9 protein-coding genes are annotated in these 15,680 nt (G+C 61.4%); 1 reads left to right on the forward strand and 8 read right to left on the reverse strand.

The genetic code is table 11. The features are described 5' to 3' along the window. Positions 1 to 9: 9 nt before the first annotated feature. Entirely contained in the window at positions 10 to 702 is a 693-nt protein-coding gene (locus J2X50_RS20895) for a hypothetical protein (protein WP_429097822.1), read from the forward strand. 22 nt (positions 703 to 724) lie between these two features. Here the strand turns inward: J2X50_RS20895 and J2X50_RS20900 are convergent, their stop codons facing one another. From J2X50_RS20900 to J2X50_RS20935, 8 genes are all read right to left on the reverse strand, one after another. After that, positions 725 to 1,810 carry a phospholipase D family protein gene (locus tag J2X50_RS20900; RefSeq protein WP_429097823.1) on the reverse strand — a complete coding sequence of 362 codons (1,086 nt, stop codon included), beginning with the start codon at positions 1,808 to 1,810 and terminating at the stop codon, positions 725 to 727. An 18-nt stretch (positions 1,811 to 1,828) separates the two neighbouring features. Continuing rightward, on the reverse strand, positions 1,829 to 5,059 hold the full coding sequence (locus J2X50_RS20905; RefSeq protein WP_429097824.1) for a hypothetical protein: 3,231 nt from the start codon (positions 5,057 to 5,059) through the stop codon (positions 1,829 to 1,831). Next, entirely contained in the window at positions 5,056 to 7,203 is a 2,148-nt protein-coding gene (locus J2X50_RS20910; RefSeq protein WP_429097825.1) for an N-6 DNA methylase, read from the reverse strand. Before J2X50_RS20910 ends, J2X50_RS20905 begins: the two co-directional genes overlap by 4 nt. After that, positions 7,190 to 9,058, reverse strand: coding sequence for a DNA methyltransferase (locus tag J2X50_RS20915; protein ID WP_429097826.1), 1,869 nt, complete (start codon positions 9,056 to 9,058; stop codon positions 7,190 to 7,192). Before J2X50_RS20915 ends, J2X50_RS20910 begins: the two co-directional genes overlap by 14 nt. Positions 9,059 to 9,089: 31 nt before the next feature. Continuing rightward, complete coding sequence (locus J2X50_RS20920; protein ID WP_429097827.1) at positions 9,090 to 9,314, reverse strand: ribbon-helix-helix protein, CopG family; 225 nt, start codon at positions 9,312 to 9,314, stop codon at positions 9,090 to 9,092. 119 nt (positions 9,315 to 9,433) lie between these two features. Further along, positions 9,434 to 10,807, reverse strand: coding sequence for an integrase arm-type DNA-binding domain-containing protein (locus J2X50_RS20925; protein WP_429097828.1), 1,374 nt, complete (start codon positions 10,805 to 10,807; stop codon positions 9,434 to 9,436). 397 nt (positions 10,808 to 11,204) lie between these two features. Next, complete coding sequence (locus J2X50_RS20930; protein WP_429097829.1) at positions 11,205 to 14,390, reverse strand: efflux RND transporter permease subunit; 3,186 nt, start codon at positions 14,388 to 14,390, stop codon at positions 11,205 to 11,207. Further along, positions 14,387 to 15,625: an efflux RND transporter periplasmic adaptor subunit gene (locus J2X50_RS20935; RefSeq protein ID WP_429097830.1), complete on the reverse strand. Its 1,239-nt coding sequence runs from the start codon at positions 15,623 to 15,625 to the stop codon at positions 14,387 to 14,389. The genes J2X50_RS20930 and J2X50_RS20935 overlap by 4 nt, the downstream gene beginning before the upstream one ends. Positions 15,626 to 15,680: the final 55 nt, after the last annotated feature.

The following is a 15,680-nucleotide window of genomic DNA, read 5'->3' on the forward strand; positions in this document are numbered from 1 at the left end:
GCCCGCTTCATGGTGCTCGACGACATTACCTCCAGCTTTGACGGCGGCCACCAGTTCGCCTTGATGGAAGCCTTGCGCACCAAGTTGCAGGCTTCAGCGGCAACCGAAGGCCTGCAATTCATCGTGCTTAGCCACGACACTTTGCTGGAGAAGTATTTCGACAAGACGGCGAGCGAACAGGTGGGCTGGCACCACCAGCGCCTGCAAGGCGCCGCCCCGACGGGGAACGTTTACGCAAGCCAGCTGGACGCCAACCGGCTCAAGACTCTCGCGACGACGCATCTCCAGGCGGGGCAGGTGGACATCGGCCAGCCGTTCGTGCGGCAATACCTGGAGTTCAAGCTGTCGCAGATCATCTCCAAGCTGAAGATTCCCGTGCCGCCCGACTATGCCATCCGGAGCGACAACAAGACTGTAGGGAACGCCCTTGAGGCCATCACATCGGCCATCGACCTTTTCGATGGCGCCGGCAGGCTCGTACTGAGTGCGCCGCAGAAGGGGGACTTCCGGAACCAGCATGTCCCTGCGATCATCGCCAACTATGTCAGCCATTACGAGACCGGTGGCGGGACGCCGATCAATGCCCACGTTCTGCTCGGCGTACTCCAGTCCGTGGACGATCTGGCGGAATGCTTCCGCTATGATGACACATCGAAGCTTCCTCCGGAGCGGAAGTGGTATCGGGGCTTAGGGCAAACTTAGTCCGGCAACACCGCTTTCCGACTCATATCAGGCCAACGACACGGTTTGTGGCTATGGCGCCGAGGCGGAACAAAGTGCCTCTTTGAGCCGACGCGTGTCTCCAGGACCTCGCAATGTCGCTATCCCACGGGGTCACGATCAGCTCGAATGAGCCGTCAGCCAATCGGCGAAACATGACCCCGGTGTCCGCATAGTCGAACCCCCCTTGCGTGGCCGTTGGGAGGTTCATCCGTTCCATGCCGTTGTTGCCATGCCAAGTGAGAGGGCGATCGGTCCACACCCGACTGCCGCTGCGCAGGACAGGCTCTCCGATCGTGAGGTTGTGCGGGTAGTCGTACTGAGCGAACACAAAGCCGAAGAAGCGATGGCCGCCGCGAGGCAACTCAAGTTGGTTTTGTGATCCCCCTTGTAAACCCTCCCCTTGAACCCACATCGCATTGAAGCTCGCAGGATTGACCGCGCCCGTTTCGATGGCCGTTCTGAACAAGGGTAACGCGCCAACGTTGATCGGCGGCGGTTGGGCCACAGGCTGTGCTTCCTGCTCTATCTCAGGAGGGGCCGGATGGGCGTGCCGTAGCGCTTCGTACGCCTGAAGCAGTTCATCTGTGAGTGGTGTTGTATCGAAAGACGCATCCTCCATCGCGCCCTCGACCGACGCACGCGGAAGGTCTTGCTGGAGCCATGCGGCCTCAGTATTCACGCTGAAGCCGCGGCCCGTCAGGTTGGCAGAACCGATCAACGCGCTGCACGTTTGTGGGTTGCGTCCGAACACGTAGAACTTGGGGTGAAACGCCCTCAGCGGCATAAGTGAGCCTTGGGCCAGCCGTTGTGCTCCTGAGACACGTACGGTTGAATTCCCCGAGTCGTGCCAACATCGCAGGGCGTCTGGCTCCGTGAGGCCGAAGTCGAACGACGTTACAAGTGTCTTCGGCATTGCGGCAAAGGCCGCCGGCGCGACCGCATCAGCAAGCGCCCCCAGTAGGATGTTCACCCCGCCAATAGTGACATAGGCGGACGCTACGTGCACATCGGTTGCGCCCACCGCAATCATATCGACAACAGCGTTGCGTATCCCCGCTGGACTTGCTGCACTCTGAACAATCAGCACGATGCCCCCCCGTGACGGTTATTCCTGAGCCAGACTTGTAGCGCGCAACGCAGCCTTGGCCAGGGATTCAAGCTCGGATAGCAACGATGACTTCTCCAGCAGAGCGCGTAGTCTTCGCCGTCGTGCTGGCAAAGCCTTAGCTGGGTCGCCCAGGTATGGATCCGCCGTACAGTGGTCACGAGCGAGTATCGCCAGTTTCTCTGCCCGAATGACAATCGCTCTATGGCCTTCATCGGCGGAGTCATATGCGGGCATCAACCGGTAAGGCAGCGTATGCAGGTGACGTTCGCTGAAATCGCCTTTCGGGTTGAACGGGAGGGTCGCATCGGTGAGTGCAACGCTGTTGAGCATGCCTACCTGAAACCAGGCTTCGGCTGTGTCCTTGACCACTTTCCAATATAGCGTCTGGTCGACCACCAGATCTTCTGCTTCGGCGACGGGCACGCAGGCAGCGCATATGTTCTTGCCACCGGCGCCGGCGAGTATGAGATAGCCATCGGCGCCGAAGACCTGTTTGGATAGCTTGCCCCTTTCATCGATACGATCTTGTAGCGATTTGCCCTTCCCAACGCCCTTGAGCTTAGTGTTGATGGTGGCAAATCGCCGCGCAGTTTGGGTAAACCCCTGCCTGCGGATCTCGGCTTCGTCGAGAATAGTCCAACTTCCGTCGGGCCCGCGCAGTGCCGGCAGGGCTAAATGAGCGCGGTGGACGCCGAGAGCGAACGGAAGCAGATTTTCAGATTGCGCCATGCGGAAGAGGAACCGCGGGGCGACATGACCGGGAAAACGCTCACCAGCCATCTCCTTGGCGGACTTGATCGTGAAGGCCCACGGGGACGTTCGTGTCGGCGTGTCCACGCGGTACTCCGCTCCTGAGTCCTGGATGATATCAACGCACACTGCCGTTCGCGGCATGAGGTCGGCTCCTTGCTGGGGTAGACGTCCACTGCCGCCGGGCGCCGCCGGACTGTCACCTTTTTCGAGCACCCAAGCGCTGCGAGCCTTTCCGATAGTGCGGATGGAAAACTCGGCATCCTGCAGCCCGGTATCGGTCGCAACGAAACCCGCGAAGCTCGTCCGTGGAAGTCCCGTCGCGTCCGTTCTCTTGTGGCCAATAAGGGCCGCACCGGGATATTTGAAAGTACCAGGCGCGACCTGCCATACTTCGGTGATCTCGAATGCAACGGGACGTTCGCTGTCCAGAAAGTTGTGCCGCCGCAGCCGTTCATGATGATTTCCGTTGAGAATTGTTCCTGGAACAAGGCAGGCAACGGAACCATTCGGTCCGAGATAGCGATCGATCGCATGAAGGAGATGCATCGTGCCGAGCTCTAGATGCAAAAACGACTGCCCGGCCGGCTGGATGCCATAAAGCTTTGCCCGCCCTTTCAACAAATCCCTATATGGATTGTCGGCGAGGCCGCTCATGGCTAGCCAGGGAGGATTGGAGACAAGACCGTTGAAATGTCCCGTCAAGAGGCCAGGCCTGTAGGTATTCCGAAGGATAAAGGCCCAAATGCCGTTGCGCCCAGCGACCGCCAATTCGGCCATGCGCTGGGCCAAGGGGAAGAGAGCTTTCGAGAGTCGTTTGTGCAGCTCTGGGGTCAGGGTCACGCCGGATGCCGTGACAGCACCCTCGAGAAAGGCGTCAGCATCTGCCTTGCTGAGACCCACCACCGTCCCCAAGCGTTGCGCGTCGCGCGCTTCGTCATAGGCCCAATCCACAATTCGGTCGAAGAAATCGCGATACATCGGCTGCAACAGTGCTGTCGGCAGACCGATCGTCGTCCCATCGAGCGATACGGGAACAGAATCGCTTTCCCCCACCAGTGGCACTGATGCAGATACCGGCGTGACAGCTAACAGGGAATCTGCGTGATAAACGGGGATCACGATAGGCTTGGTCGCGGCCTTGATTTCGACGGACAGGCTGACAACCCAGGTGGCCTTGGCAAGGCTGACCGCGAGCGGGTCGATATCAAAACCCGTCGCAACGTCTTGAAGCTTGTCGATAGTGGAGAATCCGAAGCGAGCCCTGGTCGCTTTGATAATTTCAGCAAGCATCGTGCCGGACCCACAACACATATCGACGATGCGTGGGATTTCGCCCTGCGGAAGTCCGTCGAGGCACCGATCCGCTAGAAGGCGGGCAAGCCAGTGAGGCGTCCATTCCTGGCCAAGCAATTTGCGCTGACTGCGGCGGGCCAACTGCGCCATGAGGCGGCCGAAAAGGTCCTCCTCCGGATGCCAGCTGAAATCATAAGCAAAGAGGTCGCGCTGCAGATCGCGCGCTACGGCCACAAGTCGGTCGATGTAGGACGGACCGAGAAGCCATCCGAAATAGTCCTGCTCGACCACGTTCTCGAGTTGGAAATTGTGGCGGAAGAAATCGCCGTTGAGGATGGCGCGGAGCTCATTGTCGGCACTCAACAGAGCTTTCCCGGTCAGGACACTGGCACTCAGGAGTCGCGCCAGAACGGTGACGTAGACCTCGTCCACATACGCAGTTGTCCGGAAGGTTCCAGCAGGTCCCTCTAGATGATCGACAAAGCGCGACCAAAGCTCGGTCGCGAGACCCGCGGAGGGGGCAGATGTTCGTCCCTCTTCGACCAACACTGTCAACGGTATGGCGCTGCTCTTGTATGTCACGGAGTCCATTCCGAGATCGGAGGCGAGGAACTCCGCGCGCAGGGGCCGGGACTGCTCACGCGCCAAGTGCTTGAGTACGAATGCGCCAAGTCGTTCCGCTGAAACGGCGCTGTCATCTGTCAGCAGCAGCTCGTCGATCAAGACCAAAGAGATATCGGCCGCCGTGCAGACTGACGCATCAACTCCCGGGGCCAGGACGACGTCGTAGGAGTACCATTCGACCGTGTCGGACAGCACACCTCGGACAGTTGAGATGGGCATGCCAGCTCGCACGAGCCCGGCGGCCTGTTCTCGCACCTGCGCATACCCGGTATCGCGCTTCGCGCCTATGCGCAGGTCAGCTTCATACTCGATGGTGGTGGAGCCCACGAGATTGTCGATAAAGCGAGAGGCTGCTGTTCCGGCGGCAGTGCCAACTTTGGTGTGGGCCTCGGCGCCCTCCGTATAGTTGTTGATCCAGCTTTCATGAGCGGGATCGGGAAACATAAGGCGTAATCGGCCCTGGAATTCTCCGCGCAGCACCGCCTCGACGCGGCCAGCGTCCCGCAGCATGCGAGACCGCCTTATCGTTTCGCGGATGCGCGCGATGTCAGCAGTCATGGAGCAGTCCTTTGACGCCCAGCCCAAGCGGACCGAAGGCGAGTTTCGATGTGCCGTACTATTACACTCAGGTCATGCTCGCTGAGGTGCGGCCATGCCGCAGCAAGTACGAGCTTATCGATCTGATCTTGGGCAGGTTGTGCGGCCACAGCCAACTGCCGCCCCAAAGTCTCGAGCACCTCGCAGTCTCGAATCGACAAGCGCGGAACTGGCAACTGACGAATATGCGTTGCCTCAAGTTTGAGCGCGCCGCCACCAAGCGGTGTTCCGGTGGCTTCCATCGCAGCGCGGCACCAGGTGCTCCTGAACAAGGCGAAGAGGGCGTGGGGCGTCCACCGCTTCTCCTCTGACCACATTGTTGAGAAGTTTGCGTCAATGAGGATCGGCACCTGAGCGTTCAGGGCAACGGCGGGCGTCCCGTGATTGATCCGCGGCACGAAGATAGCCGGCAGGTGACGAGGGGCAAACGGGGGTAGCATGTACCAGAAACGGGGCGTCTCCCGAGTACTTGCCGGTCGCCGGACATTGGTCCGCACCGCCGTAAGATCGGGAATGAAACGCGCGGGTTCCCTGGGGTCCAGTGCCCGCGTGGCGGCAAGCCGAACGAAGGTCGCGAGGTCGCGGGGCATGATTTGGGGCAGAGAGGTGCCGCGCCGGCGATATGCTTCGGCAGCTTTCGCGACGATCGGCTGATCTTCGGGTAGTACCCAGTTCGACAAGTCCAATGCGCGGGTTGGAGGCAAATGTCCGCGCACGAATGTCTGCATATCAGTTTGCCGATGCAGGACGGGCTTCAGTGCACCGGCTGGTGTACTGAATCTCATGTTGTCAAAGCTGTCAGAGGCTTCGACGATGACCTCATCGTCGCCGTCATCGCTGACCAAGGTCACGTAGAAAAAGCGATTGCATCCAGTGCGTAGGCCTTGGCTGACGCGAATGTTGGCTTCATCAAGGGTTTGGAGTCTGGGTGAATCGACGCCGACAGGCAGCATCTCCTGCAATCCGTCGGGCAGGGCGGCGGCTTGCGTGTCGTCGTGTGCGACTTGTGTGTTGCGGTGTGCGAAAAGCGGCATGGTGCCGTGACGATCTTCCGCCTTTTGGAACCAGGGCTTGCGTCTAAGACGCTGTTCGAGTATCCGCCACTCGTCTTGCAAGGCAAACGTCCGGCTATCTATCCCCGTCACCGGCGGCTGATCCACGGCGCCAACCCAGTCTGCAAGGCTCTGTTCAGGTGTGGTTCCGGGAAACGCAGCGCCGACAAGCGAGCCGGCGCTGGCGGCAGCGGGGGCTATCTGGAGCCACCGAGCGGTTGGCCATGAGGTACGATCCGACAACGTCGACGCCGCTTCGTCCCAGGTCCGTCTTCGGGCAACGATCAGATGGGTACGCACCAGGGCATCGGAGAACCATCCGGGCTGGGTGTCGGCTACGATGTACTCTAGAGAGAAGAAGCGTAGCAGGAGGTAGCGCACTACGTCGGCATAGTCGCGCGTGCGCCACGTCGCAGGAACGACAAGAGCTAGTCGGCCATTCGGCTGCGTCAGCAGAGCTGACAATAGCCAAGCCGGTACCGAAAGATCGGCAAGGCCGGAATAGCCGTCGACAAGCGTTTTCCAGAGGACGCGCTCATCGCCCAACGCGCGACTCTCAACAATCGAGGAAAGGCCTCGTCGGATATCATCGACTCCGGCCCCATCGCCATTTTGAGCCTGATATCTGACATAGGGCGGATTGGCGATGACCAGACCATACCGCTCTGCATCAAGGGTGGCGACGTTCGACGGATCGAAGGCGCTGCCTGCCAAAATGGCGGATGCAGCGGCGATCCCTTCTGCTTCCAGAGCGAGAGTACGGCGACGGCAAAAGGCGGCGGTTTCTGCATCCACCTCTATGCCGTCGAGCCGGTCTAGTATTGTCCCGCGTGTTCGCGCAACCGTTGCCGCAGCGTCGAGCAGGTCTCCGTGGCCCGCCATGGGGTCGATGACGGAACGGCAATCTTCGTCGAAGGCGAGCTGCGCAAGCAGCGTCCCTAGCGGGAGTCCTGTGAAGAATTGTCCGAAACGTTTGCGCTGGTTCGAAGGCAGTCCTTCTTCGAACGATCGGGCGGCGGACCTGATCGTGGCGAGTCCTTCACTCGCCGGCACCGCACAAAGCTCCCTCGAACGGTTGTTCAGCGTACCAACGATAAAAGGCGTCCGCGTCCAACGGCACCCGCTGGTGCCGACTCAGAAAATAGTTCACCAGGCGGGAATAGAGCCTTTGAGCTGTGGTCTCGGCCGGATCGCGAGCGGCGAACGCTGCTTCATGCAGTGCGGCGGCAACTGTCCAGACGCAATCCTCATTCGTTTCTCCAACGGCATCAGACGCTCGTCGAGGGCCCAAAAGCAGGACTGGATCGCCTCGAACAGCGCCGGCGGTCGTGACCTGTTTGAAACTGCCCTGTGTCTTGTTGAGTACGCCTGCATGCTCGACGTCGAATCCTGCGTCCTGGTACGCGCACTGCAGGGCATTCCAGACCTCAGCCGAGGCGGAGTGAAATACCATCGTCGCTCCGCCAGTTGGTTTTAGAATGCGGCGAGCCTCAGCAAACGACCGCGTTAGCAAGTCCTGATACTTGGATATCGACTTTTGTTGATCAGGACTGACAATCGCTTCGTCCTTCCGATCGGTGAACCTCTTCAGCCACGCCTCGTTGATGAAATTAAGTTCGGCGTAGGGGATATTGGCGCCAAAGGGAGGATCGGTGAACACATAGTCGATGGTGCCGGAGGCTAGATCGACGTTGCAGCTAGAACCCTGCACGACCTTGACCTTTCCCGTGCTGCCACGGATCAGCTCAAAGGCCTGCGATATCGTGGCAAGCTTTCGGCGCAAACCGATGAAGAGATTTTTTTCGACAGGAAGTCCGCTGACGTAAAGAACGCCGGGTTGGGCGCTTGTGACCACCAGGTCCTTCTGGTCGGTTTTCGCTACAACACGGGTCATGATTGTCCCGTGGGCTGCATTGTAGCTGAGCAGCCAGAAGCGCAGTCCCTCCCGGAGAGGGCCGCTGTACGATTCCACGCGTTCCCACATACGCGCAAAGACGATGAGGTTGCGTCGCGTATAGAAATGATGAACGTGGGTGATCCCCTGGTGATAGCCCTTGCGGTAAAGGTCGCCCCAAGGGATCGAGGCAACAGGCACCGAGGATGGGATCGGCTCGGCCGCGATTTTCTTGACGAGCGCAAGATCTGTCGCGCTGGCCGGTCGCGACCATCGCTTGCGGCCAGTTGCGCCGTACACGCGCGCCAGCGTTCGGTCACGTAGCGCCCGTTCATCATTGAGGACGTCGTCGCGCTCTCTAACCGTAACCCGGTCGACGTCCTCGAGGTGAGCCTCGTGATGGCACTTTGGGCACGAAAAGGTCGAAGATATCGCTGCGGGATTGAGCGATACGCATGCGTCCCACAAGGCGACAATGCGGCGGCAACTGGGGCAGCGCAGATTGTCGCTCCATATCAAGTGCCGGATCGTGCCTTTTCCGCCGGACGGATCGCGGGCCTCGTACATCCATCCATCCTCATGCTCTCCAGCGGCGAGTACATCCTGGGCGGCTTTCTGGAATTCAGCGGGATCGGGCGGATTCGTCAGAGTGCGACCGACAAATGCGCCTAACACCCCCAACTCATAGAGCACGGCGTTTCGGGGCCCCCAACGGACATCCAAACCGAGTCGCTTGGCCTCGGACCGCAACTCTGGCGTCGGTCGCTCGCAAAGCAAAGCAGCCAGACCCGTTGTACCGCTGCCAGCGAAACCGTCGAACACCGTGTCGCCCGGTTTGGTATGCGTTGCGATATACAACGCAATCGCTTCGGGCGAGATTTTCGTCGGATAGGGAAACGCCCCAAAAAGAGCGCCTGTGCGCTTCGCTGCCAATGGTCGCCGGTACAAGGCATCCAGGTTCGTCTTGGACACGCGTGAGGTTGTCTTCCGTTCGCTCGAAGGCGCGAAATGCATGAGCCGATCTCCCCCGACATTTGGATTCGATTTACGCCCGCTGCGGCGCAGATGGATGTTTAACTGGAGCCTTACGCATGTCGACGGAAGACGACCGATGTCGGCGCAGATATTCTTGGATCGCTCGTCGGATAACCCAGGAAACGGAAACGTCGTCCCTTTCTGCCAGCTTGTTCAAGACATCGTAGTCGCCTGGCGTAACGCTGACAGTGACACGAGGGCCGAGTTTTTTCGGTCGCTCACTCATGACAGGCATGATATGTTCTCCTTATGTTCACCCTACCCTCGCGCGAGTCAGATTGCAACACTGTGCATCACTCTGAGTCACTGGCAAGATGATATTTCTGGCAGACCCTGCTACGAAGCGAACATGGGTTAGGCAGCTTTTCGCGGCCGGGGCGCAACGTCCTTGATTTCGCGGCTTTCGAATTCCAATCGAGCGCGTGCGTCCAGCCGTCGCGATGCGCCAGCGCCTAGCCAGTCGCGAAGATCCGGATGCTTCGTGACGGCCTCGCCAACGGCCGAAAAGATTGAGTTGCTGATCGCCTGCTGTTGAGTGCGTAAATGGTCCTCAAGCAACTTGTGGCGCGTGATGTAACCGGCGTTCACGCCTGGGACCGAATGGTTCATCAGCATCCGCGCATCCAATTCGGAAACGCCGGCGGGCGTCGCGACCGTGCGATAGGTCTGGCGCAGTTCGTTGCCCCATTTCGACAACACGGTACGATCTTCCTTCTGCTCGACGAGATGGCCGTCGGCACTGTCGGCCGGGAACAGCCACTCCCTGGCTTCGTAAGGATGCATCCGGCGCCCGAACCGGATGGATCGCAGAAGGCACTTGATCATCTGGCGTGACAGAGGGATGTCAAACGCGCGATCGGCGCCGCCTTTGGGCCGTGGGATGTGAAGCACCCTCCGGTGCAGGTCTAGATGCTCGATCCGCGCTTCCTTTAAGGCCGTTGGCCGCGAGGCGGAGAGCAGGGTGAACAGGTGAAACTCTCGCCTGATCGGATTGTCGAGCTTGGCGGCCTCGATGAACCAAGCCCTCAGGTCGGCCAACCCCATCCCGGTTTCGCGGCGCTTCTCGTGGTTCCAATCGACGCTATCGACCGGATTGTCAGCGGGCAGTTCGCGATTGGTTTTGCGCGCATGATTATAGAGTGCGCGGAACGTACGCATGCTGCCGTTGGCGATATACGGTCCGTGCTTCTCGCTTACCTCGTCGTGCTTGGCCGAAACTCGGCCGGGGTCGTCGCCGAGTACCTTCAAGGGCGTGTCCAGCCAGTCTTTGAAGATTCGCTCTACGTGATCGCGGTAGCTCTCAATCGTGCGCGCGCTCCGATTCTTGCGCTCCATGGCGATCTTGTAGCGCGCCCAAGCCTCCTTGAGCGTGATCCCGGCCGGAGCAGCCTTGGTTGCGCCGGCGACGTCAGCGACCGTTGATGCCTTTGGAGCTTTCTCCTCGCTCTTCGGATGGATGCCGCGGCTGATTTGGACAAGATATTCCTTGGCGATGGCACGAGCTGCGCGGGTGGCCAGTTCGCTCGTATCGCCAATCGCGACACGGACCGTCGAGGCGCGTTTGCCCTGTTCTCGGAGATCCCCTTGGACCATGAAGGTCTTCTTGCGGGCGCCAACCATCAGGAAGAAGCCCTTTTGGTCGGTGTCTCGGACAATGTAGCGCCCTTTCTCGGGCGGCGGCAAACGCTCGATTGTCTTGTCGTTCAAAGGGATACGCATGTCGGCCATTTGGAGAAACCCGCGATTTCTGAAACGGTTTTTGAAACGGTTTTGGCGGGACGAGGTCTCTGAATGGCTTCGTACGCCACAATAGGAAGATATGCGACAATGCCTTGAAATTCAAGCAAAAATAGACAGTGTACAGAAGTTAGAAGGGTAAGCGGATATTACGGCGAACAGCCCATTTTGAACTACGAATCTGGGGGTCAGAGGTTCGAATCCTTTCGGGCGCGCCATTTTTCACATGTACGACCTGTAGGCATAGACGGCTTGTCCCTGAGACACAGGGGACGACCACCGATTTCGTCCATCGTGCGCTCGCGCAGTCGGTCAGCCGATATTGCGTTGGCTCCTGTCCGCCTGCGGTCCCGGGAGGTCGGGAGGCTGTCGCCTCCCGACCTCACAGTCAGTGCGTCGAACTGCCTCCGACAGGTGCCGGAGCCGTTTTCGAGTGCGCTTCCGGCCTCGTGAAGAACCGACGGATCACCGCATAGAACACCGGCGTCAGGATCAATCCGAAGAGCGTGACGCCAAGCATGCCGGCGAACACCGCCATGCCCATGGCCTGGCGCATCTCGGCGCCGGCGCCCGTCGCGATGACCAGCGGCACCACGCCCGCAATGAAGGCGAGCGAGGTCATCAGGATCGGTCTCAGCCGCAGGCGCGCGGCTTCGAGCACCGCGGCAAGCGGATCGCTGCCCTTCTTTTCCTCCTCATGCGCGAACTCCACGATCAGGATGGCATTCTTGGCCGCCAGCCCGACCAGCACCACGAAGGCGATCTGGGTGAAGATGTTGTTGTCGCCGCCTGAGAACCACACGCCCACGATCGCCGAGAGCAGCGCCAGGGGGGCGATGAGCAGCACGGCGAAGGGAAGCGACCAGCTGTTGTACTGGGCGGCCAGGATGAGGAACGCCAGCAGCACGGCGAGCGGGAACACGATCATTGCCGTGTTGCCGGCCGCCTTCTCCTGATAGGTCAGGTCGGTCCATTCGAAAGCCATGCCCGCCGGCAGTGTCTCGCGCATGATGCGCTCGATCGCCTCCGTCGCCTGGCCGGACGAGTAGCCGGCGGCGGGACCTCCGGTGATGTCGACCGAGGGGTAGCCGTTGTAGTGCATCACCCGGTCCGGCCCCGAACTCGTGGCTATGGTCGCAAGGGCCGCGAGCGGCACCATTTCGCCTGCCGCATTGCGGACCTTCAAGCGCGATATGTCGTCGACCTGCGCGCGGAACGGTGCATCCGCCTGCACGATGACGCGATAGGTGCGACCGAAGCGGTTGAAGTCGTTGGCGTACAGCGATCCAAGATTGACCTGCAAGGTCTCGAATACGGCCGTCAGCGGGACACCTTGCGTCTTCGCCTTGACTCGATCGAGATCCACCTGGACCTGGGGCGCGTTGACCTGGAAGCTCGCCATCATGCCGGCAAGCTCCGGCGTGTTCATCGCCTTCGCCATGACCTCGCCCTGTGCCTTGGCGAGGGCCTCCAAGCCTGCACCCGAGCGATCCTCGATCTGGAGCTTGAACCCGCCAGTCGTGCCGAGGCCCGGTACCGGCGGCGGCGGGAAGATGCCGACGAAGCCGTCCGGGATCTGGCTGTATTTGCCCATCAGCCGGCCTGCGATGGCGTTCGCCGAAAGCTGCGGATCCTTGCGCTGGTCGAACGGGTCCAGCATGGCGAAGATCACGGCTGCGTTGGGCAGGTTGACGAAACCGTTCACCGACAGACCCGGAAAGGCGACGACGCTTTCGACGCCCGGTTCGGCCAGCGCGATCTTCGACATCTCCCTGGTCACGGCCTCCGTCCGGTCGAGCGACGCTCCGGACGGCAACTGCGCGATGCCGACGAGATAGTATTTGTCCTGCGCGGGCACGAAGCCGGTCGGGATCTGCTGGAAGCCCATCCAGGTTGCTCCAAGCAGCCCCGCATAGAGAAGCAGGACAACCCCGCTGACGCGAATGGCACGACGCGCCAGGCCGACATAGGCGTTCGAGGCGCTGTCGAAGAAGCGGTTGAACCCCCGGAAGAACCGGCCGAACACGACGTCGATGCCTCGCGTCAGCCAGTCACGCTGCGATCCGCCGTGATGCGGCTTCAGCAGCATGCCCGCCAGCGCCGGGGAGAGCGTCAGCGAGTTGATCGCCGACAGCATCGTCGAGATGGCGATCGTGACCGCGAACTGACGGTAGAACTCGCCCTGGAGACCGGACAGGAACGCCGATGGGATGAACACCGCCGCCAGCACCGAAGTGATGGCGATGATGGGCGCGGTCACCTCGTCCATCGCCTTGCGGGCCGCTTCCTTCGGCGTCTCGCCGAGACCCATATGTCGTTCGACGTTCTCGACGACGACGATGGCGTCGTCGACCACGATGCCGATCGACAGGACCAGGCCGAACAGCGACAAGGTGTTGAGCGAGAAGCCCAGCAGATACATCACCGCCAAGGTGCCGATGAGCGATATCGGAACGGCGACGAGCGGGATGATGGAAGCGCGCCACGTCTGCAGGAACAGCACGACGACGATGACCACCAGGATGATCGCCTCGACCAGCGTCTGCACGACGGCCGCCAGCGAGGCGCGGACGAACACGGTCGGATCATAGGCGATCCGATATTCCAGCCCTTCCGGGAAGTTCCGCTTCAGCTGCTCCATCTCGGCGCGCACCGCGCTGGAGACGTCCAGCGCGTTGGCCCCGGGACGCTGGATGATCTGCATGGCGACGGCCGGCTCGCCGTCGAGCAGGCTTCGCAGCGCGTAGCCGTCGGCGCCGAGCGAAATCCTGGCGACGTCGCGCAGGCGCACGGTCTGGCCGTCCTCGCCGGTCTTGACGACGATATCGCCGAACTGTTCCTCGCTGGTCAGGCGCCCGAGCGTGCTGACCGTGACCTGATAGCTGGCCGCCTCGGACGGCTGCTGGCCGACCGAGCCCGCCGCGACCTGGAGGTTCTGTTCCCGGATGGCGGCGATGACGTCGCTTGCCGTCAGGCCGCGCGAGGCGACCTTGTCCGGGTCCAGCCAGATACGCATGGCGTATTCGCCCGCGCCCCACACCACGACATCGCCGACGCCGGGCAGGCGCGCGATCGTGTCGCGAACCTGGAGGGTGACGAAGTTGGAGATGTACAGGGGGTCGTAGCGCTTGTCGGGCGAGATGAGGTGGACCACCATCAGGATGTCCGGCGACGTCTTTTGCGTCACGACACCGATGCGCTGAACCTCTTCGGGCAGGCGCGGCAACGCACGCGACACGCGGTTCTGCACCTGGATCTGAGCCATGTCGGCGTCAGTACCCTGGGCAAAGGTGACCGTAAGCGTCATCCTGCCGTCCGTTGCGGCCTGCGAGCTCATGTAGAGCATGCCCTCGACGCCGTTGATCGACTGCTCGAGGGGGGCAGCGACCGTCTCGGCAATGACCTCGGGGCTGGCTCCGGGATAGCTGGCAGACACCTGCACGGTCGGCGGCGTGACGGAGGGGTACTCGCTCAGGGGCAGTTGGAACAGTGTGATCACGCCGGCGATCAGCATGAGGGCCGACAGCACGATGGCAAAGATCGGGCGATCGATGAAGAAGCGCGGCAGGCTCATCGACGAGCCTCCTGCGTATCGGCGTTGGCACCGCCGGCTTCGGAACGTTGATCCGGCGCCATGGCGATCCGGTTGGGGGTGACCTGCATTCCGGGCCGGACCAGCCCCTTGATGATGATGCTTTCCCCGGGCTTCAGCCCGCTTGCGACGGTGCGCAGTCCATCGTTCATCGCGCCGAGCTCGACGGGGCGGTATTCCGCCTTGTCGTCGGCGCCCAGGACCAGCACATAGCGGCGCCCCTGATCCGTCCCGACAGCCTGGTCGTCGATGAGGACGGTCTCCTGCGGGGCACCGACTGCAAGCACCACCCGCGCATACAGGCCCGGCGTCAGCCGTCCCTCGGGATTCCCGAGCACCGCCCGGGCGCGGATCGTGCCGGTGCTGCGATCGATGCGGTTTCCGAGGAAGTCGAGCGTGCCCGAGTGCGGATAGCCGGTCTCCGTCGCCAGACCGACGGCGACCGGGAAAGTTGCACCGTTGCGGCCGGCGGTCTCCGGCCGGGAGCCCCCCAGGAAGCTCAGATAGGTGGCCTCGTCGATATCGAAATAGACATGGACCGGATCTGCCGAAACGATCGTGGTGAGCAGTGTCGCCGCTCCTCCCGAGGCGCCGGTGACGAGGTTGCCTTCGGTCACCAGAACCCTGTCGACGCGCCCGGCGATTGGCGCCGTCACGCGGGAGTAGGAAAGATCGAGCTCCGCTGCGGAGACTGCGGCCCGCGCCTCCAGCACCTGCGCTTCCCGCTCCTGCGTTCTGGCCGAGGCGTCGTCATAGGACTTGCTGGATATGGTGCCGTTCGGAACCAGCCGCTTCGAGCGGTCGAGATCGGACTTCGCCTGGGAAAGCAGGACTTCGGCCCGCTGCAGTTGCGCCTGGGCATTCTGGAGCGCGACCTGGAACGGCCGGGGATCGATCTGGAACAGCAGTTGTCCGCGTTCGACGAGCCCGCCTTCCGGAACGCTGACGGATTCGATCGTACCACCGATGCGTGGCCGCAGCTCGACAGTCTTGGTGGCAGCCACGACGCCGGTGAATTCCGACGATGGCGCGATCACCCGCGTGACGACCTCTGCCACGGGCACCTGGGGTGGCGGGGGGATGGGCGCGGCCGTGCTCGCGTCTTCGGAGGCCTGGGCCCTGTTTGCATAGCCGGGCACGTCGTTCAGGTAGGCGAGCGTTGAGCCGGCGCTCAAGGCCACCGCCGCGAGTAGATAAATCGTTGATTTTTTAGCCATTTGGGCCACCCCGTCGTCGATATAAGCGGCTTCTCCGAAGATTCCGCTTGATGAA

Origin of the sequence: Aminobacter sp. BE322 (genome assembly GCF_050433525.1) — a bacterium.
GTDB lineage: Bacteria > Pseudomonadota > Alphaproteobacteria > Rhizobiales > Rhizobiaceae > Aminobacter.